The organism is Bradyrhizobium sp. GCM10028915, assembly GCF_042666195.1.
In the GTDB taxonomy this organism is placed as follows: domain Bacteria; phylum Pseudomonadota; class Alphaproteobacteria; order Rhizobiales; family Xanthobacteraceae; genus Bradyrhizobium; species Bradyrhizobium canariense_D.
Genome location: NZ_JBHTFN010000070.1, coordinates 301,535 through 322,755, shown reverse-complemented (window position 1 = coordinate 322,755; position 21,221 = coordinate 301,535). Strand labels below are relative to the sequence as shown.

Below are 21,221 nucleotides of genomic sequence, written 5' to 3'. Positions count from 1 at the left end.
CTTGACGCCGCCGGTGCGGTCCTCTCAAGATGCTGCGAAGCAAAACGGACATCCCGAGGAATGCCTATGCCGCGGAAGCTGATCGACATCTCCGTGCCGCTCAGAAACGACGTGACGGCGGATCCGCCGGGCAATCACCCGACGATCCAGTACATCGATCACCAGCAGGGCCTGCCGCGGATGCTGCAGTTCTTCGACGGCCTCACGGCACAGGATCTGCCGGACGGCCAGGGCTGGGCCGTCGAGCAGGTCTCGCTGTCGACCCATAACGGCACGCATCTCGATGCGCCCTGGCACTTCCATCCGACCATGAATCGCGGCGAGCGGTCATGGACGATCGACGAGGTCCCGCTGGAATGGTGTTTTCAGCCCGGCGTGAAGCTCGACTTCCGGCATCTGCCCGACGGCTACGTGGCGAGCGCCGACGACGTCGAGAAGGAGTTGAGGCGGATCGGGCATGCGCTGTCGCCGCTGGAGATCGTCGTCGTCAACACCGGCGCCGGCGCCAGGTTCGGCCAAGCCGATTATGTCAGCTCAGGCTGCGGCATGGGCTACGAGGCCACCATGTATCTGCTCGAACGCGGCGTGCGGCTGACCGGCACCGACGGCTGGAGCTGGGACGCACCGTTCGTCCACACCGCGAAGAAATATGCCGAAACGAAAGATGCCGGCCTGATCTGGGAGGGCCACAAGGCGGGGCGGCACATCGGCTATTGCCACCTCGAGAAGCTGCACAATCTCGACCAGCTGCCTTCGACCGGGTTCACCGTCTCGTGCTTTCCGGTGAAGATCGAGCGGGCCTCCGCAGGCTGGACCCGCGCCGTCGCGATCATCGACAGCTAGCTGTCGAGCCCGCTCTCGGCGAGTTCGCGCAAGGCATTAATGTCGAGCACGACGATGGCGCCGTGCTCGAGGCGAACCCAGTTGCGGCCCGCCCAGGCGCGCAATTGCTTGTTGATGCTCTCGCGCGTCATCCCCACCATCTCGCTGATCTCCTGCTGCGTGATGGCGAGCGTGCCGCTGCCGGAGTCGAACTTGCGCTCTTCGGTGAGGCCGAGCAGCGCGCTCGCAAGCCGGCCCGGCAGATTTTGCAGGATCACCTGCTCGACCTGCTGACTGGTCCAGCGCAGGCGCGCGCAGAGCAGCTCGATGAATTTCATCGCGAGCGCCGGCTGGCTCTTCACGAACGGCAGGAAGTCCCGGCGATCGATGATGTAGAGCTCGCAATTGGTGTTGGCGGTCGCATCGGCCGACCTGGGGGCGCCGTCGAGCACCGCGATCTCGCCGAAGATCTCTCCGGGACCGATCAGATTGAGAATGGCGTTACGGCCGTCGGGCGACGACGAGGAAATCTTCACCGTCCCTGTGATCACCGCGAAAAGATTGTTGCCGGGATCGCCCTTGGCGGCGATCGTCGCGCCGCGCTTCACCGTGGTGTGCTTGGCGTAACGGCAGAGCTGATCCAGTGCCTCCGGCTCCAGATCCGCAAAGATCGGGTGCTTGCGCAGGACCGATAATTTATTCCCCGCCGCTTGTCGGGGGTCGTCGCCGGTCTTGTCCTGAGGCACGCCACTGGGCTCCTAAGACTGCGAGGCACTGGGGTCCCTGCGTAGTCAGTGTAGCCCAGTTTTTCAACCGGAAAGCATGTGCCCTATTTGAGGCAAACGCGGCGAAAATGCCGCGGTCAGGCGTGAAGCCGGCAGCCGAAGGATGAGCCAATGCGTCCCAGTCGATGCAGAGTTGCAAGTGCCGCACGCCACCTTGCGTTGAGGCGCTGCCAACCGTCCCGAACTCGCACGGCATAGCCCGCCCCGCGGCGCCGCAAGATGGGAGGGTGATCTCAGAAGCTTCGACGCTTGACGTCGGACTCGGGCCGGGCTGCACTGGTTTGCCGGTCTGCCCAGGCCAGAGCCCCGGCGAATGTGACAAAGATTGCCACGACAATGGTGCTCATAAGCAACGCGTCAGCCGGCATGATGCCCTCCCCTGTGGTTTCAGGCATTATTCGGGGCACGCGGCCGAATGCATTGATCCCGATCAAAAATCGAGCCGCGCTGCGTCGGAATCAGGCTGCGGCCAAGGCCTCGACCTTCGCCGGATCGAGCAGGCTGATCCCACCATGAATGATCTCGATCACGCCGTGGCGCTCCAACTTGGTGAAGGTGCGGCTGACGGTCTCGATGGTCAGGCCGAGGTAGTCGGCGATGTCCTGGCGGCTCATTGGAAGCGGAACCGTGTCCAACGCCCGCTTCAGCGAGACCAGCCGCTCGCGCCAGCCGAGCAGAAAGGCCGCAACCTTTTCGTCCGCCGAACGGCGACCGAGCAGGACCATGTGGTCCCGGGCCTGGCTCAGCTCGCGAATCGCCAGCTCGTTGATCCGCCTGAGGAGATGCGGCCGGTCCTCGATGAAACGGCCGAAGGGTGACTTCGCGAACTGGCATACGGTCACCGCGCCGATCGCATCGGCCGAAAAATTGTGCCTGCCCGAAATATTCATCCCCAGGAAATCGCCGGGCAAGGCAAAGCCCACGATCTGCCGGCGGCCGTCGGGCAGCAGCTTGTACAGCCGCATGACGCCCTCGAGCAGATTGTAGAACGAGGTCGTGATGTCCTCCTCGCAGAACACAGTCTCGCCTGAGGAAAAATGGACGCGTCGACCGAGATGCTCGAATTCCCGAAGCTCGACCGCATCCAGCGACGAACAAACCGCTGATGCGCGGACGGCGCAATCGCTGCAGAGCTGCCAGTTCGGCTCAATCGTGACTACGGGCTTCATCGACCGCTCCAAGCGCCGGCTGCCCATCAGGCCCATCCCGCCGCGCAGCTGCATTTTACTGCAGTGCGCCAAAGCCGGTTGACCCAGATCAATTTTGGAGGGAATCCCCGCTCTATTCTTCTCCTAGACGTAAATGGGGTCGCTTTACATGCTGCAAGGAACGCTGCGTCACGGCTTGATCGGGTTGCTTCTGATGACGCCTGCCCTGGCTGCCCCGACCGCCGAACAACGCGGCAAGGCGTTTGCGCGAGCCAATTGCGCGCGCTGCCACGCGATCGACCGTGCGTCGAACAGTCCGCTCAAGATCGCACCGCCGCTGCGGACCCTGCACCAGCGCTATCCCATCGAGAGCCTTGGGGAGGCGCTGGCCGAGGGCATCAACACCGGCCACGCCGACATGCCGGCCTTCGAGCTCAGTCCGGACCAGATCCACGATCTCCTGTCCTACCTCAAGACCCTGGAATAGCCGCCCTCACACCGCCTGCGCCGTCCAGCCGATCAGCTCCTTCGCGATGCGTGTGAAGGCCACACCGAACGCTGCGACCGCTATGGCCGGCTCGACCTTGTCGAGCTTTTCGCTGGTCTCGAGGAGACGCGAGGCGATCACCTTGCCGTTCTTGTCGACGATCCGGGCCGACAGTCCGATTTCGACCCGTGCCTCCCCCTCGGTGGCAATGCGGAAGCGCCTGATGTCGATCAGCAGCTGATAGTCCGCTTGCCCGAGATCGGCCGTGCGCAACGGCGCGTGGGCGATGTCGTAGTTCTCGAAACTGTCGATCAGACGCGCCTGTATCAGCTTGGGAATGCTGTCGGCCCAGAGGAAGTCCGCAAAGCCCGGATTATCGCCGCCCGGCGCGAACAGCATGCGCTGGGTCTGGAGCATGGCGACCGCCGTCGGCTCGGGAATGGCCAGTGACGCCGAGAGCGTCTTGCCGGCCGGACCGAGGTTCTGCGGCGTGCGCAGGTCATAGGTGACTTTCTGCGCCGGCGTTCCGCCACCGGTCATCTTCTCCAGGCCCGCCAAAATGCCGTCAATCTTGCCGGTGTTGCGCGCAAGCCCGTCGGAGAAGGTCTTGAGATTGGCGATGGTGTCCTTCAGCGGACCCGAATTGTCCTCCAGCACGGTATCGACCCGCCGCAGTGCATCGCGCGCGGCCTGCGTCATGCTCTGGCCCGCACCGGCCTCGGCAATCAAGGTATGGGGCTCGCCGGATTTAGTGACAATGACGCCTCCCTCAAGCGTCACCACCGGCACGCCGGTCAGCCCCTGGAAATCGAGCCCGACCCTGCTGTCGGCACGCACCGGCGTGGTTGAAGCAACCGAGATCGTCGCATTGACGAAGCGTGGATTGTCCGGCGCAAGCCCGAGCTGGGTGACCTCGCCGACGCGGATGCCGTTGAACAGCACGCCGGCGCCGACCAGAAGACCGGGCACCGGGCCCTGGAATTGCACGTGATAGCTGGTGCGCGGCCCGATCCCGCCGGTGTTGTTCAGCCAATAGACAAAGCCGAACACCGCGAGGATCGCGGCCAGGACGAAACTGCCGATCAGCACGTAGGGAGCGCGGGTTTCCATGTCTCATCTCATCTCGTGTTGCAGCATCTGCGAGCGCTTGCCGTGGAAATAGGCGCGCACCCAGGGATGCTCGGATTGCAGCAGCTCGCGCATCGGACCGATCGCCACGATCTTGCCGTCGGCGAGAGCGGCGACCCGATCGCAGACCGTTGTCAGGCTCGCCAGATCATGGGTGACCATGAACACGGTGAGGCCGAGGGTCTTTTGCAGCGTCCCGATCAGCGCATCGAAATCGCCCGCCGCGATCGGATCGAGGCCTGAGGTCGGCTCGTCCAGGAACAGGATCGGCGGATCGAGCGCGAGCGCGCGCGCCAGCGCCACGCGCTTGGTCATGCCGCCGGATAGCTCCGCCGGATATTTATCGGCGTCCTGCGGCCGCAGCCCGACCATTTCGAGCTTGGCGACCGCGATCTCGTCCATCAGCTCCTGCGACAGGACGAGATTTTCACGGAGCGGAAACTGGATGTTCTGCCGGACCGTCAGCGAAGAGAACAGCGCGCCCTGCTGGAACAGGATGCCCCAGGTCGTGGCCGCGCCTTCGGTGCGGCCGCCGATTGGCCGTCCCGTAACCTCGATGGTCCCGCCTTGGCGCGGGATGAGGCCGATGATGGTTCGCATCAGCACCGACTTGCCGCCACCCGACGCCCCCACGAGCCCGAGGATCTCACCCCGGCGTACGTCGAGCGTCAGATGATCGAGCACGGTCTGCCGGCCGAAGCCGACCACGAGGTCGCGGACGCGGATCGCGAACTGCTCTTGCGATTCGCCCATGATCACATTCCGATCGAGGCGAAGAAGATCGCGAACAGGCCGTCGAGCACGATCACCAGGAAGATCGACTTGACCACCGACGTCGTGGTCTGTCGTCCCAGCGACTCGGCGCTGCCCTTCACGCGCAAGCCCTCGCTGCAGGCGACTACCCCGATCACCAGCGCCATGAACGGCGCCTTCAGGATGCCCACCTCGAAATGGGTGACCGAGATCGCCTCGTGCAGCCGCGCGATGTAGATCGCCGGCGCCATACCGCCGTAGAACTGCGCGACCAGGCCGCCACCATAGAGTGCGGCAATCGATCCGATGAAGGCAAGGATCGGCAGCGCAATCACCAGGGCCGCAACCCGCGGCAGAATCAGGACGTGGACAGGATCGAGGCCCATGGTCGAGAGCGCATCGATCTCCTCGCGCATCTTCATCGAGCCGAGCTCGGCAGTGTAGGCGCTTCCCGAACGGCCGGCGACCATGATGGCGACGATCAACACGCCAAGCTCGCGCAGCACCAGGATGCCGACCATGTCGACGGTGTAGGACTCCGCGCCGAACCTGCGGAAATGGAAGAATCCCTGCTGGGCGATGATAGCGCCGATCAGGAAGGTGATCAGCACGACGATGGGGATGGCCTGCCAGCCGATGCGGTAGAGCTGATAGATCAGCGATGTCAGCCGCAGCGAGCGCGGCCGGCGCAGCACGCCGATCACGGCGATGAACAACGCGCCCAGCATTTGGAGAAAGATCGTGATGTCTTGGCGCGCGCCGACCGTGGACTTGCCGAGATCGTTCAGCCTGAGCACAATCGGGTTGGGTGCGGGCGCCGGCAGCGGCGTGTGGCGGTTGACCTGGCGCACCTCGTCCATCAGGCCGCTGAAATGGTCGGCGACACCGATAAACTCGGCCGCTTGACCGGATGATGAAGCCCTGCGCGAAAGCTTTTCCAGGACCCAGGCGCCGAGCGTGTCAAGCGCGCTGACGCCCGACATGTCCAGCGTCACGGCTCTGGATCGATCGACATCCGCCCCGACCGACCGGGACAACGTCTCCAGCAGCGACACGTTCGCGGCAATCCACGGCCCTTCTGGGCACAATTTCAGCTCTTCGCCGGAGGGCCTCGCCAGCAACAGCGGTTCGGAGTTCACGATTCCACCTCATCGGGACAACCGGGGCCCGTTCAGCCGGCAGTTCTAGGCCAGCATGGGGCGGCTGGCTTGACCTGTCTCAAGGCCAGCTGTAGCGGCGCGCTCAGAGCTTCAGCCTGACATCGCATATATCCGGCTCGGTCGGATCCGGCTTCACATCGAAGCCGAGCTGGCGACACATCTCCAGCATGGTGGTGTTCTCCCTGAGAACATCACCCGAGATCGCCTTGAGGCCTTCCGATCTCGCGTAGTCGATGATCAACTGCATCAGGGCCCATCCCAGACCTTTGCCCTTGAGATCGGACCGCAGCAGGATCGCATATTCGCCGCTCTCGTAGATCGAGTCCGAATGGAGTCGGACAACGCCGACCATCTCACCGGTCGCCTCGTCGAATGCGATAAATGCCATCGCGCGCGCATAGTCGAGCTGGGTCAGGCGCGCGATGAACTCGTGAGTGAACTCCTTCATCGGCGCGAAGAAACGCAGACGAAGATCGTGCGCCGTGACATGACGCAGGAATGCGTGGATGGTCGGCTCGTCCTCCGGACGCAGGGGCCGCGCGAAGATCCGCCAGCCCTCCTTGAGCTTGAGGCGGCGCTCCCATTGCGACGGATAGGCCCGAACGGCGAAGTTGGCGGCGCCGGAGCCGGCAAACTTCCGTTCCGGCGGCCCGACCGCGACGCGAGCGTCGACCGCGGTCACGCCGGTTTCATCCGCCAGCAGCGGATTGATGTCGAATTCGCGGATCTCGGGAATGTCGGCGGCCATCTGCGCCAGCTTGACCAGGACCATGGCGACGGCGTCGGGCTTCACCGCCGGCACGTCCCGGTAAGCGCGAAGCAGCCGGGACACGCGCGTGCGGTCGATCAGGTCGCGGGCCAGTTGCAGATCGAGCGGCGGAAGCGCAAGCGCCTTGTCGTTGATGATCTCGACCGCGGTCCCGCCGCGGCCGAACACAACGACCGTGCCGAAGGTCGGATCGTCGGCGAGGCCCAGAATCAACTCGCGGGCCTTAGCCTTCACCACCATCGCCTGCACGATGACGCCCTCGATGCGAGCTTCGGGACGCAGCTTTCTCGCCCGAGCGATAATGTCGGTGGCAGCGGTGCGCACCGCCTCGACCGTCGTCAGATTGAGCACGACGCCGCCGACATCGGATTTGTGGACGATGTCGCGCGACATGATTTTCAGCACGACGGTGGCGCCTTGCGCAAAGATGTCTTTCGCGTAGGCCACCGCCTGCTCGACATCGGCCGCGGCGTATGTGGGCACCATCGCGATATCGTAGGCTTCGAGCAGGTGCTTGATCTCGACGGGTTCGAGCCATTGGCGGCCGTCTGCGATGGCAGCAGCTACGATCTGTCTTGCGGCACGTGCGTCCGGCACAAAAGTCTCGGGCATCGCCGGTGGAACCTGGCTCAGTTCCTCCACGACTTCGCGGTGCCTCACGAGGTACATGAAGCCGCGCACGGCATCATCCTCGGTCGGATAGTTCGGGATGCCGGCGCCGGACAGTGTTTCGATGATGTTCTGGTCTGCTCCGATCCACGAGGCGAACACGGGCTTGGCCCAATTGCGGTGCTTCTCGCGATATCCCTTGACGCGTTCGGTCACCATCGTTGCGATATCGGCAGCCGAGGCGATCGCGGTCTGCACGTTGAGGACGAGGACCGCATCGTTGTCGGGATCGGCAAGCAACACGTCGAGCGCCGCCGCATAGCGCGACGCATCGGCGTCACCTACGATGTCAACGGGATTTGCGCCGGACCAGGTCGGCGGCAGCGCGTCATCGAGTTTCTTGCGGGCGTCCGCCGAGATGCTCGCCGGAATGCCGCCGAGCTCGACCAATCGATCGATGGCGAGGACACCGATGCCGCCGCCATTGGTCAGGATGGCGAGGCGCTTTCCCGCCGGCGACTCGACGCGGCCGAGCGTCTCGGCGCAATCGAACAGCTCGCGCAGATCGGAGACCCGCAGGACGCCCGCGCGGCGGAACGCGGCGTCATAGACGGCGTCGGCCCCCGCGAGCGCACCGGTATGGGTGGCGGCCGCCTTCGCGCCCTGCGCCATTCGGCCGGACTTCACCACGACGACCGGCTTCACGCGCGCCGCGGCACGCGCGGCCGACATGAACTTGCGCGCGTCCTTGATGGATTCGATGTAGAGCAGAATCGCGCGGGTCTTGTGATCCATCGCGAAATAGTCGAGCAGATCGGCAAGATCGACGTCGATTTGATCGCCGATCGAGACGATGCCGGAGAAGCCGACGCCGCGCTGCGCGGCCCAATCGACCATGCCGGCCGCGATCGCCCCCGATTGCGAGATCAGCGCGAGATTCCCGGGCCCCGGCATGTGCGCGGCAAAACCGGCATTGAGGCTCACGCCGGGCATCATGATGCCCAGGCAGTTCGGCCCGATCAGCCGCATGCCGTATTTGCGGGCCGCAGTGATGGCGGCCTCGTGCAGGGATCCCGGTCCGTGGCCGAGCCCAGCCGAGACAATCAGGGCACCGGCCGAGCCGCGCCGCCCGGCTTGATCGACAATGCCGGGAACCGCGCGCGCCGGCGCGGTGATGATCACAAGCTCGGGCAAGAACGGCAATTGATCGAGGCTGTCCACGGCCGCGACGCCGCCGATCTCGGCATGGCGCGGATTGACGAGGCCGAACTGTCCCGTGAATCCGGCCTTACGGATGTTCTCCAGAACGGCGCGTCCAACGGAGACCGGGCGGGCGCTCGCACCGACGAGCGCAACCGAACGCGGCGACAGCAGGTTCTTCAGACGATAGATTGACATGAAAGCAAATGCGCCCGGTCGGTGGCGGTTCCGATGGTTGACGATCAGGCCGATAAACTGGCGATCCGCCTAGTACGAGAGCATAACCCAGCACGGTGGTTCGCCAATGACGGTCTTTGTCACACCGCCCCAAACGATCTCGTTCAGGCGCGAATGATGGTAGGCGCCCATCACGATCGCATCGATGGCATGGGAATTCGCCCAGCTTCCGAGCACCTTGCCAATCGAGCTGCCGTTGCCCTTCGCGGTTTCGAACGAGGCGTAGACCCCGTGTTCCCTCAAATGATCGACCAGAGCCGTGCCGGATTGCACGATCGCGTCGGACTTGTCGTCCGCCACGGTCACCACGCGGACCAGGGCTGCTGCCTGAAGGATAGGCAGCGCGTCGCCGACCGCACGCGCCGCACGCGCGGAATGATCCCAGGCGATCATGACGTTCTCCAATTCCGGGCGCAGCTCGTCCACATGCTGCTCCGGGCAGAGCAGCACTGGCCGCCCGGATTCGAACAGGAGCGTCTCGATGATGTGCTCGGTTCGGCTGTCGTGTGGCGTCACGGGGAGCAGCGTGAGATCGCTGAAGCGTCCGTGCTCGGCCAGGACTGACGCGATCTGGTCTGCCGGCACCTTGGCCGACCGGCTTTGAGCGCGAATGCCGGTGCGGGAGGTTGCGCGGGTGAACGCATCCAGGAGATGCTGACTGTCGCCCGCGCCAAGCGTCCGGTTTGCCTCGGTCGCATCGGGGAGCATCACCTTCGGCCGCACGAAGACATCCTCCTCAAGTGCCAGCGCGGTGATCCTGGCGCCGAGGTCGGCGGCAACGGCTACGCATGTCTCGATCGCAGCAAGGGCCGGGCCGCGTGGCTGGCCGACGAGCGGCAGAAAGACGTCCTTGATCGGCATCGGGATTCTCCTCAGGCACCAGAATAGGCCGGCTTTGGTCGGGACGCTTGATCCTCGTCAAGCCCGGGAACTCCGATCGGCCGGAAGGAGACAGGCGTTGACCGAAGTCAAGGACTGGCCGCGATCTGCTTCTATGGATTACCCTGATCGCGGGTGAGCCGCTTCCGACGCATCTGGACGTACCAGCTGGAATGACAGACGATTCTGCGACCCAGGACCGGATCTTTGCGGCGCTCACCAATTCCGCGGGTCATCCGAACGTGAGGCGGATCGATACGCACGCAGCTTCGGTCTTCCTCGAAGGCAGGCGCGCCCTGAAAATCAAGCGCGCCGTGCAGTTTCCATTCCTCGATTACTCAACGCTCGAGAAGCGCAAGGCGGCGTGTGAGGAGGAGATCAGGATCAACCGGCCGCTGGCGCCGCAGATCTATCACCGCGTCGTGGCGATCACGGAAGAGCCCGATGGATCGGTGAAGGTCGACGGAAGCGGCGGGCCGATCGAGTATGCGGTCGACATGTTGCGCTTCGACGAAAGCCGGACGCTGGATCATCTGGCCAAGGCCGGAGCGCTGGATGACACTTTTGCCTCGGCTGTCGCCGACGCGATCGCGGCTTCGCATGCGCAGGCTGTTTGCGCCGACGGCAACGCATGGGTTTCCTCCATCCCCGGCCTGATCGATGGCAACAGCAATGGCCTGCGGACCGGCAATCATTTCGAAGCCGAAGAGATCGCAGAACTCGGCAGAGACTCGCAAGCAATGTTCCTCCGCCTCCGACCTTTGCTCGAAGAGCGCGGCCGAAAAGACTTCGTGCGCCGCTGCCATGGCGACCTGCATCTTGCGAACATCGTGTCGATCGACGAGAAGCCGGTGCTGTTCGACGCCATCGAGTTCGACGCCCGGATGGCAACGACCGACGTGCTCTACGATCTCGCATTCGGATTGATGGATCTGTTGCACCACAATCAGGCACGCGCGGCCAACATCGTGCTGAACCGCTATCTCGCCGCGACTCCGGTCGAAAATCTCGACGCGCTCTCCGCACTGCCGCTGTTCATGTCCGTCCGGGCGGCGATCCGCGCCCAGGTCGCGCTGGCACGGCTGAAGCCGCCGCATTCCGATGATCCCAGCATTCTCGACGGGGCGCGGCGCTATTTTGGCCTCGCCCGCGCGCTGATCCAGCCGCCCGCTCGCCGGCTGATTGCAATCGGCGGATTGTCAGGCACCGGAAAGACGATTTTGGCACGCGCGCTCGCGCCGGACGTTACGCCGCAGCCGGGCGCCGTCGTGCTGCGCAGCGACCTCGTCCGCAAGCAGATGTTAGGGGTCGAGGAAACGGACCGGCTGCCGGCATCCGCATACACGCCCGAGGTCACGGCCCGCGTTTACGACACGCTGGCTCAGCACGCCGGGCGGGTGCTGGCGCAAGGCCATTCAGCGATCATCGACGGCGTGTTCGCCCGTCAGGGCGAACGAGACGCGGTCGCCACCCTGGCGCGCGAGCGCAACGTGCCGCTGAGCGGCCTGTTTCTGGTTGCAGACCTCGCGACCCGGCAGGCGCGGATCGGGGGCCGCCGGGGCGACGCATCCGACGCCACGCAAGAGGTTGCCGCGCTGCAAGAGCACTATAATATCGGCCATGTCGGTTGGGCGACCATCGATGCATCCGGGACGCAAGAGCAGACGCTCCAGAACTGCCGGGACGCGATCGCCGAGAGCAAGTAAGGCAATCTGCAAATGGCGCGACCCAGCACGAGTTCGACGGCCGCGCGCGTCAAGCCTGCGGCGAGGCGCAATGCCCTGCCCGGCCGCCTCAGCCCCGGCCTGGTCTGCGACACGGCGTTCCGGATCATCGCCCGCCGTCACCTCGCCGCCGTTCGCGCCCAGCATGACGGCACCTGCCGCGGCGATCCCGAGGCACTGCACCAGATCCGGATTGCACTGACGCATCTGCGCACCGCCATCCGCTTCTTCTCGCCGATGGTCGATGACGCCCTTCGCCCGGAGGTCTGGACCGAACTGAAATGGCTGAATAGCCAGCTCGGGGTGGTACGGGACCTCGACGTGGCGATCGAACGGGTCATCGCCGAAAGTGGCGGCGAGTTGACCGTGATTGCCGAGCTCCAGCACTGGGATGAGAAGCGCGCCGAGAGCCATCGCCAGTTGGCGCGCGCGCTGCAATCCGCGCGGTATCGCCATCTCGTCGCGCAGACGTCAGCCTGGATCGAGAGCGGCCTCTGGTCGACCCGGCGCAGCAAGGAAGCTATCAGGCTACGCCGCTGCACGCTCGCCGACCACGCAACAGCGAAACTCACGGAATGGGAAAAGACGCTGCTCAAGAAAGCACGCAAGCTCCGCAAGCTCGACGTCGAGAAACGGCACAAGCTGCGGCTTCTCAACAAACGGCTGACCTATTCGATCGAGTCGCTCGAGGACCTGTTCGCAGACGAGTCGCTGACAAAGCAGCAGTCGATCCTCAAGCAATTGCGCAAGGCGCAAAAGTCCCTCGGGCGATTGAATGACGATGCGCGAGGGCAAACTTTGGCGGCGTCATTGAACGAGGCCGTTCCCGAGGCGGGCATTCGCTTCCTCAACCGCAAGCGCGAAAAGAAACTGTTGCGGACCGCCTCGCGCGCCTACCGGAAACTCGACAAGGCCAAGCCGTTCCGCTCCGCCGATCTTGCGCCGGATGCGGAGCCTGAGGACTAGGTGATCTCGCCAAGGCGAACCTAAAAAAGGCGAGCTGGACAAGCCGTCAGTTCAGCGCGGGATGACGGCGGTGGCTTCGATTTCGACGCGCGCCGCCTTCTCGACGAGCCGGACGACCTGAACCAGCGCCATCGCCGGGTAGTGCGCGCCAAAGATGGCGCGGTAGGCCTTGCCGAGCTCTTTCAGGTTCGCCAGGTACTCGTCCATGTCGACGACGTACCAGGTCAGGCGCACCAGATGCTCGGGCTGCGCACCGGCCTCCGCGAGGATCGCGGCGATGTTGCCTAGGGTTTGGCGCACCTGCGCGACAAAACCCTCCGCGAGACGCTCCTCGTCATCCCAGCCGATGACGCCGCCAGTGACGACGATGCGTCCCTCGGCGGCCATGCCGTTGGCATAGCCTTTCGGTACCGGCCAACCGGACGGCTGGAGCACCTGCGCCCTGGAGCGGGTTTTATCCTCGGCTGTTGTCGGCAGCACCGCGAGGTGCGGGCCTTTCGGCGTGGTCACTGACAATTTTCTATCCTTCTATTCCGCCGCGACGCCGGAGGACGGCACCGCGGTCTGCGCCAGTTGCCGCAGGGCAAAGCGCTTTAGTTTGCCGGTCTCGGTCTTCGGTAGCTGCGTCACGAACTCGATCGCGCGCGGATATTTGTATGGCGCGATCTCGCGTTTGACATGCTCCTGCAACGCAGCCACGAGCTCGGCATCCGGCGTTACGCCCGGCGCGGCAACGACATAGGCCTTCACGATCATGCCGCGCGCCTCGTCTGGCGCGCCGACGACCCCGCATTCGACGACCGAGGGATGCGTGAGCAGCGCCGCCTCGACGTCCGTGCCTGCGATGTTGTAGCCGGCCGACACGATCATGTCGTCCGAGCGCGACTGATACCAGAAATAGCCGTCGCTATCCATCAGATAGGTGTCGCCCGTGATGTTCCAGCCGTTCTGGACGTATTTGCGTTGCCGCTCGTCGGCGAGATAGCGGCATCCGGTCGGCCCGCGGACCGCGAGCCGTCCCATCGTGCCCGGCGGCAAATCATTGCCGGAATCGTCGACGATCTTCGCTTCATACCCCGGCACCGGCTTGCCCGTCGCACCGGGGCGGATCTCGTCCTCGGTCGCGCTGATGAAGATGTGCAGCAGCTCGGTCGAGCCGATGCCGTCCATCAGCTTGATCCCGGTCGCCTTCAGCCAGGCATCGAATGTCGGCTTGGGCAGCGTCTCGCCGGCGGACACGCATTTGCGAAGCGAGGAAATATCGCGGCCCGGAAGCTTGCCAATCATCGCCCGGTACGCGGTCGGCGCGGTGAAGCAGACCGTGGTCTTGTACTGCTCGATCGCATTCAGAATGTCGTCGGGCGCCGTCTTCTCCAGAACGACAAAGGAGGCGCCGATGTGCATCGGAAACAGCACGCCGCCGAAGCCGAACGTGAAGGCGAGCGGTGCCGAGCCGACGAAGCGATCCTTCTGCTCCGCCCGCAGGATGTTGCGCGCATAACCATCGCAGACCGCCAGCATGTCACGGTGGAAATGCATGGTGCCCTTGGGATCGCCGGTCGTGCCCGACGTGAACGCGATCAGGCAGACGTCGTCGGATGCAGTATCGACGGCTTTGAACTCCGGACTTGCATCCCCCATCAGCGCCTCGAGCGAGTCGCCGCTGCCGTTGCCCCAATAGACCACGCGCTTGAGGCCGGGGGCTGCGGCTTTCGCCTTCTCCATTTCCTCGGCAAGCTTACCATCGCAGAGCGCGAGCGTGATCTCCGCCTTCTGGATCGGATAGGACAGCTCCTTGGCGCGCAACAGCGGCATCGTCGCCACGACAATGCCTCCGGCCTTGATCACCGCCAGATAGGTCGCGACCATCATCGGATTGTTGGCCGAGCGAAGCAGCACGCGCCCGCCGGTGACGAGACCAAGCTTGCCGACCAGCACATTGGCGATGCGGTTCACGAGCGTTTGCAGCTCACGATAGGTGTAGCTGACGGCGGGGCTGATCACGCAGGCAGCGTCGCCATGTCCCTGCTCGACCCAGCGGTCCAGGAAATAGCTGACGCAGTTCAGGCGGGGCTGATATTGCAGTTCCGGTCGTGTGAAGATGAATTCCGGCCAGAGCTCGCGTGGCGGAAGATGCTGCCGCGCGAACGCATCGACATGGGCTGTCGCGGCATTGTCGTCATGCGAACCCGAGATTTGAACCTTGGCGGCGTTGGCCATCGCACGCTCCTTTCAGCATGGAAAGCACCCGGCAGCACTCACTCGGAAACATTTTAGGCTTAAAGCAATTTCGCGCAATAGCGGATTTTGGGCATCCCATGCTTTTTCCGGCGGCAACGGTATTGGTGGGTGCCTCAGCCGCGGACCTAAGCCCGGCGGCGAGCGGCTGATTTCTGCGCCGATGCCTTGGTCTTGGCGAGCAGCCGCATCAATTCGCGCACATCCTTCGGCGTCAGATCGGCGAAGAGATCGGCGATCCAGGTTTCGTGTTCCGTGGCCATTCTGCGAAACTCGGCGCGACCGAGTTTAGTCAGCCGGATCACCTGGACGCGGCGGTCCGTCTCCGACGTGCGGCGGTCGAGATGACCGGATTCCACGAGGCGCTCGACCAGACCGGTGACGTTGCCGTTCGAGACCATCATGCGCTTGGAGACGTCGGACAGCGTCATGCCGTCGGGTGCCTTGTCGAGCTGCGCCATCAGGTCGAAACGGGGCAATGTGACGTCGAAGCGCTGCCGCAACCGGCCACGAACCTCGCCCTCGATCAGGGTCGTGCAGGTCAAGAGGCGTAGCCACAGCCGAAGCTCTTCGGCGTGATCCTCCGGAGTTTCAACGGCCTTGGTCTCGGAATCGAGCATGTTGATGCAGTCACTCACGGCCGGCATTGGCGCCCGGCACGGATCCCCCACGTTTTGAGCTTCAAATAAATCGACGCCGGCTGCAAGCGTAAAGCCGCAACAATCGACCGCATGCCGATTTCTTTAGGCTTCAAATAATTGGCGCGCCCCTTGCATGCACCGCTGCCCGCCGGATGACGACGCTTTGAGCTCGCTTGCCGCGGCAGCAATCATCGGCATAAACTTGGATTGAAGTAGCGGCTTGCAGCGCAAGTCCTGTTATCACGGGGGACAGATCATGAAGACGCAAATGACGTTGGCCGCGGCCGCCTTGCTGCTTGGCACCGCGGTGAGCCCTTCCCTCGCCGAGGAGAAAATCAAGCTGGGTGTGATCGTGACCCTGTCGGGACCCGCCGCTGCACTCGGCCAACAGGTTCGCGACGGCTTTGCGCTCGGGGTCAAGGATCTCGGCGGCAAGATGGGCGGCCGCGAAGTCGAGGTCGTCGTGGTCGACGACGAATTGAAGCCGGACGCTGCGGTCACCAAGGTCAAGGGGCTGCTGGAGCGCGACAAGGTCGACTTCGTGGTCGGCCCGATCTTCTCCAACATCCTTCAGGCGATCCACCGGCCGGTGACGGAATCGAAAACCTTCCTGATCAGCCCCAATGCCGGCCCATCCACTTTTGCCGGCAAGGACTGCAATCCGTTCTTCTATGTGACCTCGTATCAGAACGATCAGGTGCACGAAATCCTCGGCAAGGTCGCGCAGGATCGCGGCTACAAGCGCATGTATCTGATGGTGCCGAATTATCAGGCCGGCAAGGACTCCGTCGCCGGCTTCAAGCTCGACTACAAGGGTGAGATCGTCGAGGAATCCTACATGCCGCTCAACACGCTGGACTTCCAGCCGGAGCTTTCCAAGATTTCATCGCAGAAACCCGATGCGCTCTTCACGTTCATGCCCGGCGGCCTCGGGGTCAATCTCGTCAAGCAATACAAGCAGGCCGGCCTCGCCGACAGCATTCCGGTGCTCTCGGCTTTCACGGTGGATGAATCGACCTTGCCGGCGCAACAGGACGCGGCGGTCGGCATGTTCGGCGGCGCGAACTGGGCGCCCAATCTCGACAATCCCCAGAACAAGAAGTTCGTCGCCGCCTACGAGGCCGCCTATAACGGCGTGCCCGGCACCTACGCCTTCCAGGCCTATGATGCCGCGATGCTGATCGACAGCGCCGTCAAAGCCGTGAAGGGCGATCTCTCCAACAAGGATGCGGTCGCGGCCGCTCTGAAAAAGGCCGACTTCACCTCGCTGCGCGGCGCCTTCAAGTTCAACACCAATGGTTATCCGATCCAGGATTTCTACCTGACCAAGGTCGCCAAGCGCGCGGACGGCAAGTTCCAGACCGAGATCGTTCAGAAGGTCTTTGAGAATTACGGCGACCGCTACGCCAAGGACTGCAAGGCGGCGAACTAAGCCGCACGTCGCGTTGAGGGAGGATCACAATGAAGAGCGAAATCACCGGCATTACACGGGCCAATGAGGGAATCCAGGGCATCTCCTGGAACATCCTCGGCCAGACCTATGTGCCGAAGAGCAACACGGAGCACAGCTTCTCCTGGCATGCGACGCTGCCACCGGGCACGTTTGTGCCGCCGCACATCCATCCCGACCAGGATGAATATCTCTATATGCTGGAGGGCAAGCTCGATTTCATGCTCGGCAATTCCGAGTCGCAGGCGACCGCGGGCGACCTGATCCGGCTCGGCATGGGTGTGCCGCACGGCATCTTCAACAAGTCGGAGCAGACCGCGAAGGTGCTGTTCTGGGTGTCACCGACCCGCAAGCTGTTCGACCTGTTCTGGGGCCTCCACAACATGAAGGAACAGAAGCCCGAGGACGTGGTGGCGATGGCCGCCGAGTTCAACATCCACTTCCTGCCGCCACCTCCCGGCGGCTAGCAGGGCATCTTAAGCCCGCACCGCCGCAAGTCCCGGCACTGCGGCGAAGCCAGCCTTGGTGGCATAGCCGCGCACGATCGCCTCGCGCTGGGAATAGCTCAGCACGTTGTCGACATTGTCGAAACCATCAGGCGCGAGCTGCTCGACGGCGTCGATGACGCCCTCGGGACCGCCACGCCTGTTGGAGCGGACGATATCCGCGGTCATCGGCAGGCGCTTCTTCTCGTATTCAAGCAATGCCTGGCGCGGATGCTCGGCGCGCACCAGCGCGTCAGCGAGACAGCGCGCATCGAGGATCGCCTGCGAGGCGCCATTGGAGCCGACCGGATACATCGGATGCGCGGCATCGCCGAGCAGCGTGACTCTGCCCGATGACCAATAGGGCAACGGATCGCGGTCGCAGGTCGGGTATTCGTAGAACTCGGGCGTGGCCGAAATCAGGCTCTTCACGTCGACGTAGGGCACCGAAAAGCGCGCCACATGCGGCATCAGTTCCTCGCGCCGGCCCGGCCGCGACCAGTCCTCCTTTCGTGGCGGCGGGACATTGCCCTCGCCGACCTTCACCAGCACCGCCCAGTTGGTGAGACGGTTCGCCGGGCTCGATCCCTCCGCGATTGGATAGATCACCACCTTGGCGTTGAGCCCGCCGGCCACAATCATCGATTTGCCGGTGAGGAACAGCGGCCAATCCCGCGCACCGCGCCACAGCATCAGGCCGTTCCAGCATGGCGGCCCCTCGCTCGGGAACAGCGTGTCACGGACCCGCGAATGGATGCCGTCGGCACCAATCAGGATGTCGCCGCGCGCGGTATGGATGTGCGCGCCTGAGCGGTCGAAGAAGTAAGCGGTGACGCCGCTCTCGTCCTGCGTGAAGGCACCGAGGCGGCAGCCAGTGTGGATGGCCTCCGGCCCGAGCCGCTCCTCGACAGCACGATGGATGACGCCCTGAAGTCGACCGCGGTGGATCGAGAATTGCGGCACGTCATGGCCGGCGTCGATGCCGCGAGCCTCGCGCCAGACTTCCTGGCCGTGACGGTTGAGGTAATAGAGCTGGTCGGTGCGGATCGCGACATCGTCAAGCTGCTGGAGCAAACCGAGGCCTGCCAGCTCGCGCATGGCATGCGGCAGCGTGTTGATGCCGACGCCAAGCTCGCGGATGGTGTCAGACTGCTCGAAAATCTCGGAAGCGAGGCCCCGCGAGCGCAGCATCAATGCGGTGGTGAGACCACCGATACCGCCACCGACGATAATCGCCTTCATCGCCCTCACTCCACTCGGTACACACCAGGCAACGCGGCCAAATTCGCACGGGCGGTCACTCCGCCGCAAGCGGCTTTGTCGCCTCCGCCTTGAGCTCGGCCCGGGTCTTGGGCTTAGCCTTAATTCTCAGCTCCTCGAGATCCTGCCGGTCGCGCACGCTGTTGCGGAAAATCTGATCTTTTCCGGGAAGATATTGCGGCGGGCAGAACGCGTCGTCCGCTCCGTACCAGGCCGCCGCCCTCATGGTGAAGGAGGGATCGACCAGATGCGGCCGCCCGAGCGCGACCAGGTCCGCCCGGCCGGCGGCCAGGATGGTGTTGGCCTGGTCCGCCGTCGTGATATTGCCGACGCACATCGTGGCCACGCGCGCCTCATTGCGGACCTGGTCGGAAAACGGGGTCTGGAACATGCGGCCATAGATCGGCTGCGCATCGCGCACGGTCTGCCCGGTCGAGACGTCGACGAGGTCGACGCCGGCTTCGGCAAAGGCCCGCGCGATCGCCACTGCGTCGTCGCCGCCGGTGCCACCCTCGGCCCAGTCGGTCGCGGAAATGCGCACCGACATCGGCTTGTGCGACGGCCACACGGCCCGCAGCGCCTCGAAGATCTCGAGCGGAAAGCGCAGGCGGTTTTCGAGCGAGCCGCCATACTCATCCGTGCGGGTGTTCGTCAGCGGCGAGATGAAGCTCGCAAGCAGATAGCCGTGGGCGCAGTGCAATTCGAGCATGTCGAAGCCGCAGCGTTCGCCGCGCTCGGCCGCCGCGACGAAGGCATCTCTCACTACGTTCATGCCGGCCCGATCGAGCTCACGCGGAATCTGACTGTCGGGGAAATAGGGCAGCGGCGATGCCGAATACACCTCCCAGCCGCCCTCCTCGAGCGGACGGTCCATGCCGTCCCACATCAGCTTGGTCGCACCCTTACGCCCGGCGTGCCCCAATTGCAGGCAGATTTTTGCGGCTGAATTCGCATGGACGAAATCAACAATGCGCCGCCAGGATGCCTCCTGCTCGTCATTCCACAGTCCTGCGCAGCCCGGCGTGATGCGGGCGTCGCGGGCAACGCAGGTCATCTCGGTGAAAATCAGGCCGGCGCCGCCGATCGCGCGCGATCCATAATGCACCAGGTGGAAATCGGTCGGCATGCCCTCCTTCGCCGAATACATGCACATCGGCGACACCACGGCGCGATTGGCGATTTCCATCTCGCGCAGCCGGAACGGCTGGAACAGCGGCACCATCGGCGTCTCGGTGTCGACGTCGAAACCGCTGTCACGAACACGCTTCGCAAACGACTTATCGACTTCAGCCACGAAGTCGGGGGCGCGGAGTTTCAGATTGTCATAGGTGATCGCCTTCGAGCGCGTCATCACGCCGAAGGCGAACTGCACCGGATCGAAATCCCAGAAGCGGTCGACATGCTCGAACCAGACCAGCGAGACGTCGGCGGCGTGCTGCGTCTTCTCGACCTCTTCGCGGCGGCCGTGCTCATAGACGTCCAGCGCGGCCTTGATGCTGGGCGCCTTGTCCATCGCCTCGGCCAGCGCGATCGCGTCTTCCATTGCGAGCTTGGTGCCTGAGCCAATCGAGAAATGCGCGCTCGCCTTGGCGTCGCCGAGCAGAACCATGTTGTCCTTGACCCAGCGCTTGCTGCGGATCATCGGAAAGTTGCGCCACGTCGAGCGGTTGGTGAGTAATTGGTGCCCATCGAGGAACCAGCCGAAGATCTCGGCCATCCGCGCAGCCGACTGGGTCTCGTTCAGCCCTGTCAGCCCGGCGCGTTCGAACGTCTCCGGATCGGTCTCGAAAATCCAGGTCGAGTGGCCGGCTTCATATTGATAGGCATGGGCGATGAACGGCCCCCACTCCGTCTCCTGGAAGATGAAGGTGAAGGCATCCAGCGGCCTGGTCGAGCCCATCCAGGCGAACTTGTTGGCACGCAGGTCGATTTCCGGCGCGAAATGATCGACGTATTTGTCGCGGAAGCGGCTGTTGATGCCGTCCGCGACCAGGATGAGATCGGCGTCGGCGAAGCGGGATTCGTCCTCGACGTCCGCTTCGAAATTCAGGACGATCCCCAGTTCGCGCGCGCGCGCCTGGAGGATCAGGAGCAGCTTCTGCCGCGAGCAGCCACAAAAGCCGTTGCCACCGACCCGATGGACCGTTCCCCGGAAGTGCACGGCGATGTCATCCCAGTAGGCGAATTCCTGGGTGATGCGGCGATAGCTCGGAAGGTCGTGCTTCTCGAAATTATCAAGCGTGGCGTCCGAGAACACCACGCCGAAGCCGAAGGTGTCGTCGGCGCGGTTGCGCTCGTACACCGCGATCTCGGCGCTCGGCCGCTGCTTCTTCAGCAGGATTGCAGCGTAGAGACCCGCAGGTCCGCCACCGATGATCGCGACTTTCATGGGAGCCTCGCCAATTCAACCCGCCGAAACTATTTTAAGCCTAAAATAATTTCACGCAAGCCCCCATTGCGGCGGGCTGCCGGCAAAGCCC

At 64.0% G+C, this 21,221-nt stretch carries 18 protein-coding genes; 6 read left to right on the top strand and 12 right to left on the bottom strand.

Translation table 11 applies throughout. From position 1 onward, the window contains the following. Positions 1 to 66: 66 nt before the first annotated feature. Positions 67 to 843 (top strand): cyclase family protein, encoded by a 777-nt coding sequence (locus tag ACFQX9_RS35035; RefSeq protein ID WP_018454809.1) that lies wholly within the window; start codon positions 67 to 69, stop codon positions 841 to 843. Here the strand turns inward: ACFQX9_RS35035 and ACFQX9_RS35030 are convergent. Together ACFQX9_RS35030 and ACFQX9_RS35025 are read right to left on the bottom strand one after the other, a co-directional pair. Then, positions 840 to 1,568, bottom strand: coding sequence for a Crp/Fnr family transcriptional regulator (locus tag ACFQX9_RS35030; RefSeq protein ID WP_018454810.1), 729 nt, complete (start codon positions 1,566 to 1,568; stop codon positions 840 to 842). The genes ACFQX9_RS35035 and ACFQX9_RS35030 overlap by 4 nt on opposite strands. 497 nt (positions 1,569 to 2,065) lie before the next feature. After that, positions 2,066 to 2,776 (bottom strand): helix-turn-helix domain-containing protein, encoded by a 711-nt coding sequence (locus ACFQX9_RS35025; protein WP_247369620.1) that lies wholly within the window; start codon positions 2,774 to 2,776, stop codon positions 2,066 to 2,068. Positions 2,777 to 2,924: 148 nt separating this feature from the next. On the opposite strand from ACFQX9_RS35025, the gene ACFQX9_RS35020 reads away from it, so the two are divergent. Continuing rightward, positions 2,925 to 3,242, top strand: coding sequence for a cytochrome c (locus ACFQX9_RS35020; protein ID WP_085384723.1), 318 nt, complete (start codon positions 2,925 to 2,927; stop codon positions 3,240 to 3,242). Positions 3,243 to 3,248: 6 nt separating this feature from the next. Here ACFQX9_RS35020 and ACFQX9_RS35015 read toward each other — a convergent pair whose 3' ends face one another. The 5 genes from ACFQX9_RS35015 to ACFQX9_RS34995 all read right to left on the bottom strand — a co-directional run bounded on the left by ACFQX9_RS35015 (position 3,249) and on the right by ACFQX9_RS34995 (position 9,959). Beyond that, complete coding sequence (locus tag ACFQX9_RS35015) at positions 3,249 to 4,352, bottom strand: MlaD family protein (RefSeq protein ID WP_377791784.1); 1,104 nt, start codon at positions 4,350 to 4,352, stop codon at positions 3,249 to 3,251. A gap of 3 nt (positions 4,353 to 4,355) precedes the next feature. Further along, positions 4,356 to 5,123: an ABC transporter ATP-binding protein gene (locus tag ACFQX9_RS35010; RefSeq protein ID WP_377791783.1), complete on the bottom strand. Its 768-nt coding sequence runs from the start codon at positions 5,121 to 5,123 to the stop codon at positions 4,356 to 4,358. 2 nt (positions 5,124 to 5,125) lie between these two features. After that, a complete protein-coding gene (locus tag ACFQX9_RS35005; protein ID WP_377791782.1) occupies positions 5,126 to 6,262 on the bottom strand; it encodes an ABC transporter permease in 1,137 nt (378 codons plus the stop codon). Between the two features lie 103 nt (positions 6,263 to 6,365). Then, on the bottom strand, positions 6,366 to 9,059 hold the full coding sequence (locus ACFQX9_RS35000) for a GNAT family N-acetyltransferase (RefSeq protein ID WP_377791781.1): 2,694 nt from the start codon (positions 9,057 to 9,059) through the stop codon (positions 6,366 to 6,368). A 69-nt stretch (positions 9,060 to 9,128) separates the two neighbouring features. After that, a complete protein-coding gene (locus ACFQX9_RS34995; protein ID WP_247471747.1) occupies positions 9,129 to 9,959 on the bottom strand; it encodes a universal stress protein in 831 nt (276 codons plus the stop codon). A gap of 191 nt (positions 9,960 to 10,150) precedes the next feature. Here ACFQX9_RS34995 and ACFQX9_RS34990 point away from each other — a divergent pair, with 191 nt between their 5' ends. Both ACFQX9_RS34990 and ACFQX9_RS34985 read left to right on the top strand, forming a co-directional pair. Then, positions 10,151 to 11,683 (top strand): AAA family ATPase, encoded by a 1,533-nt coding sequence (locus ACFQX9_RS34990; protein WP_377791780.1) that lies wholly within the window; start codon positions 10,151 to 10,153, stop codon positions 11,681 to 11,683. A gap of 12 nt (positions 11,684 to 11,695) precedes the next feature. Next, complete coding sequence (locus tag ACFQX9_RS34985) at positions 11,696 to 12,667, top strand: CHAD domain-containing protein (RefSeq protein WP_377791779.1); 972 nt, start codon at positions 11,696 to 11,698, stop codon at positions 12,665 to 12,667. A 51-nt stretch (positions 12,668 to 12,718) separates the two neighbouring features. Here ACFQX9_RS34985 and ACFQX9_RS34980 read toward each other — a convergent pair whose 3' ends face one another. The 3 genes from ACFQX9_RS34980 to ACFQX9_RS34970 all read right to left on the bottom strand — a co-directional run bounded on the left by ACFQX9_RS34980 (position 12,719) and on the right by ACFQX9_RS34970 (position 15,552). Beyond that, the gene (locus ACFQX9_RS34980) at positions 12,719 to 13,177 is read right to left on the bottom strand and encodes a RidA family protein (RefSeq protein WP_377791854.1); all 459 of its coding nucleotides are present in this window, start codon (positions 13,175 to 13,177) and stop codon (positions 12,719 to 12,721) included. 18 nt (positions 13,178 to 13,195) lie between these two features. Then, complete coding sequence (locus ACFQX9_RS34975) at positions 13,196 to 14,887, bottom strand: benzoate-CoA ligase family protein (protein WP_377791777.1); 1,692 nt, start codon at positions 14,885 to 14,887, stop codon at positions 13,196 to 13,198. Positions 14,888 to 15,033: 146 nt separating this feature from the next. Further along, positions 15,034 to 15,552, bottom strand: coding sequence for a MarR family winged helix-turn-helix transcriptional regulator (locus tag ACFQX9_RS34970; protein WP_377791776.1), 519 nt, complete (start codon positions 15,550 to 15,552; stop codon positions 15,034 to 15,036). A 250-nt stretch (positions 15,553 to 15,802) separates the two neighbouring features. On the opposite strand from ACFQX9_RS34970, the gene ACFQX9_RS34965 reads away from it, so the two are divergent. Both ACFQX9_RS34965 and ACFQX9_RS34960 read left to right on the top strand, forming a co-directional pair. Further along, positions 15,803 to 16,978 (top strand): ABC transporter substrate-binding protein, encoded by a 1,176-nt coding sequence (locus tag ACFQX9_RS34965; protein WP_085360095.1) that lies wholly within the window; start codon positions 15,803 to 15,805, stop codon positions 16,976 to 16,978. Positions 16,979 to 17,007: 29 nt separating this feature from the next. Further along, positions 17,008 to 17,463, top strand: a complete 456-nt coding sequence (locus tag ACFQX9_RS34960; RefSeq protein ID WP_007601580.1) for a cupin domain-containing protein — start codon at positions 17,008 to 17,010, stop codon at positions 17,461 to 17,463. 9 nt (positions 17,464 to 17,472) lie between these two features. On the opposite strand, the gene ACFQX9_RS34955 is transcribed toward ACFQX9_RS34960, so the two are convergent. Then, entirely contained in the window at positions 17,473 to 18,723 is a 1,251-nt protein-coding gene (locus ACFQX9_RS34955; protein ID WP_377791775.1) for a flavin-dependent oxidoreductase, read from the bottom strand. Between the two features lie 55 nt (positions 18,724 to 18,778). Continuing rightward, complete coding sequence (locus tag ACFQX9_RS34950; RefSeq protein WP_377791774.1) at positions 18,779 to 21,130, bottom strand: bifunctional salicylyl-CoA 5-hydroxylase/oxidoreductase; 2,352 nt, start codon at positions 21,128 to 21,130, stop codon at positions 18,779 to 18,781. Positions 21,131 to 21,221: the final 91 nt, after the last annotated feature.

Coding starts and splice junctions, on each gene's coding strand:
- ACFQX9_RS35000 (WP_377791781.1), bottom strand. CDS start 9,059: ATGTCAATCTATCGTCTGAAGAACCTGCTGTCGCCGCGTTCGGTTGCG.
- ACFQX9_RS34950 (WP_377791774.1), bottom strand. CDS start 21,130: ATGAAAGTCGCGATCATCGGTGGCGGACCTGCGGGTCTCTACGCTGCA.
- ACFQX9_RS34990 (WP_377791780.1), top strand. CDS start 10,151: ATGACAGACGATTCTGCGACCCAGGACCGGATCTTTGCGGCGCTCACC.
- ACFQX9_RS35015 (WP_377791784.1), bottom strand. CDS start 4,352: ATGGAAACCCGCGCTCCCTACGTGCTGATCGGCAGTTTCGTCCTGGCC.
- ACFQX9_RS34985 (WP_377791779.1), top strand. CDS start 11,696: ATGGCGCGACCCAGCACGAGTTCGACGGCCGCGCGCGTCAAGCCTGCG.
- ACFQX9_RS34970 (WP_377791776.1), bottom strand. CDS start 15,552: ATGCCGGCCGTGAGTGACTGCATCAACATGCTCGATTCCGAGACCAAG.
- ACFQX9_RS34995 (WP_247471747.1), bottom strand. CDS start 9,959: ATGCCGATCAAGGACGTCTTTCTGCCGCTCGTCGGCCAGCCACGCGGC.
- ACFQX9_RS34955 (WP_377791775.1), bottom strand. CDS start 18,723: ATGAAGGCGATTATCGTCGGTGGCGGTATCGGTGGTCTCACCACCGCA.
- ACFQX9_RS35035 (WP_018454809.1), top strand. CDS start 67: ATGCCGCGGAAGCTGATCGACATCTCCGTGCCGCTCAGAAACGACGTG.
- ACFQX9_RS34960 (WP_007601580.1), top strand. CDS start 17,008: ATGAAGAGCGAAATCACCGGCATTACACGGGCCAATGAGGGAATCCAG.
- ACFQX9_RS34975 (WP_377791777.1), bottom strand. CDS start 14,887: ATGGCCAACGCCGCCAAGGTTCAAATCTCGGGTTCGCATGACGACAAT.
- ACFQX9_RS35025 (WP_247369620.1), bottom strand. CDS start 2,776: ATGAAGCCCGTAGTCACGATTGAGCCGAACTGGCAGCTCTGCAGCGAT.
- ACFQX9_RS35020 (WP_085384723.1), top strand. CDS start 2,925: ATGCTGCAAGGAACGCTGCGTCACGGCTTGATCGGGTTGCTTCTGATG.
- ACFQX9_RS34965 (WP_085360095.1), top strand. CDS start 15,803: ATGAAGACGCAAATGACGTTGGCCGCGGCCGCCTTGCTGCTTGGCACC.
- ACFQX9_RS35010 (WP_377791783.1), bottom strand. CDS start 5,123: ATGGGCGAATCGCAAGAGCAGTTCGCGATCCGCGTCCGCGACCTCGTG.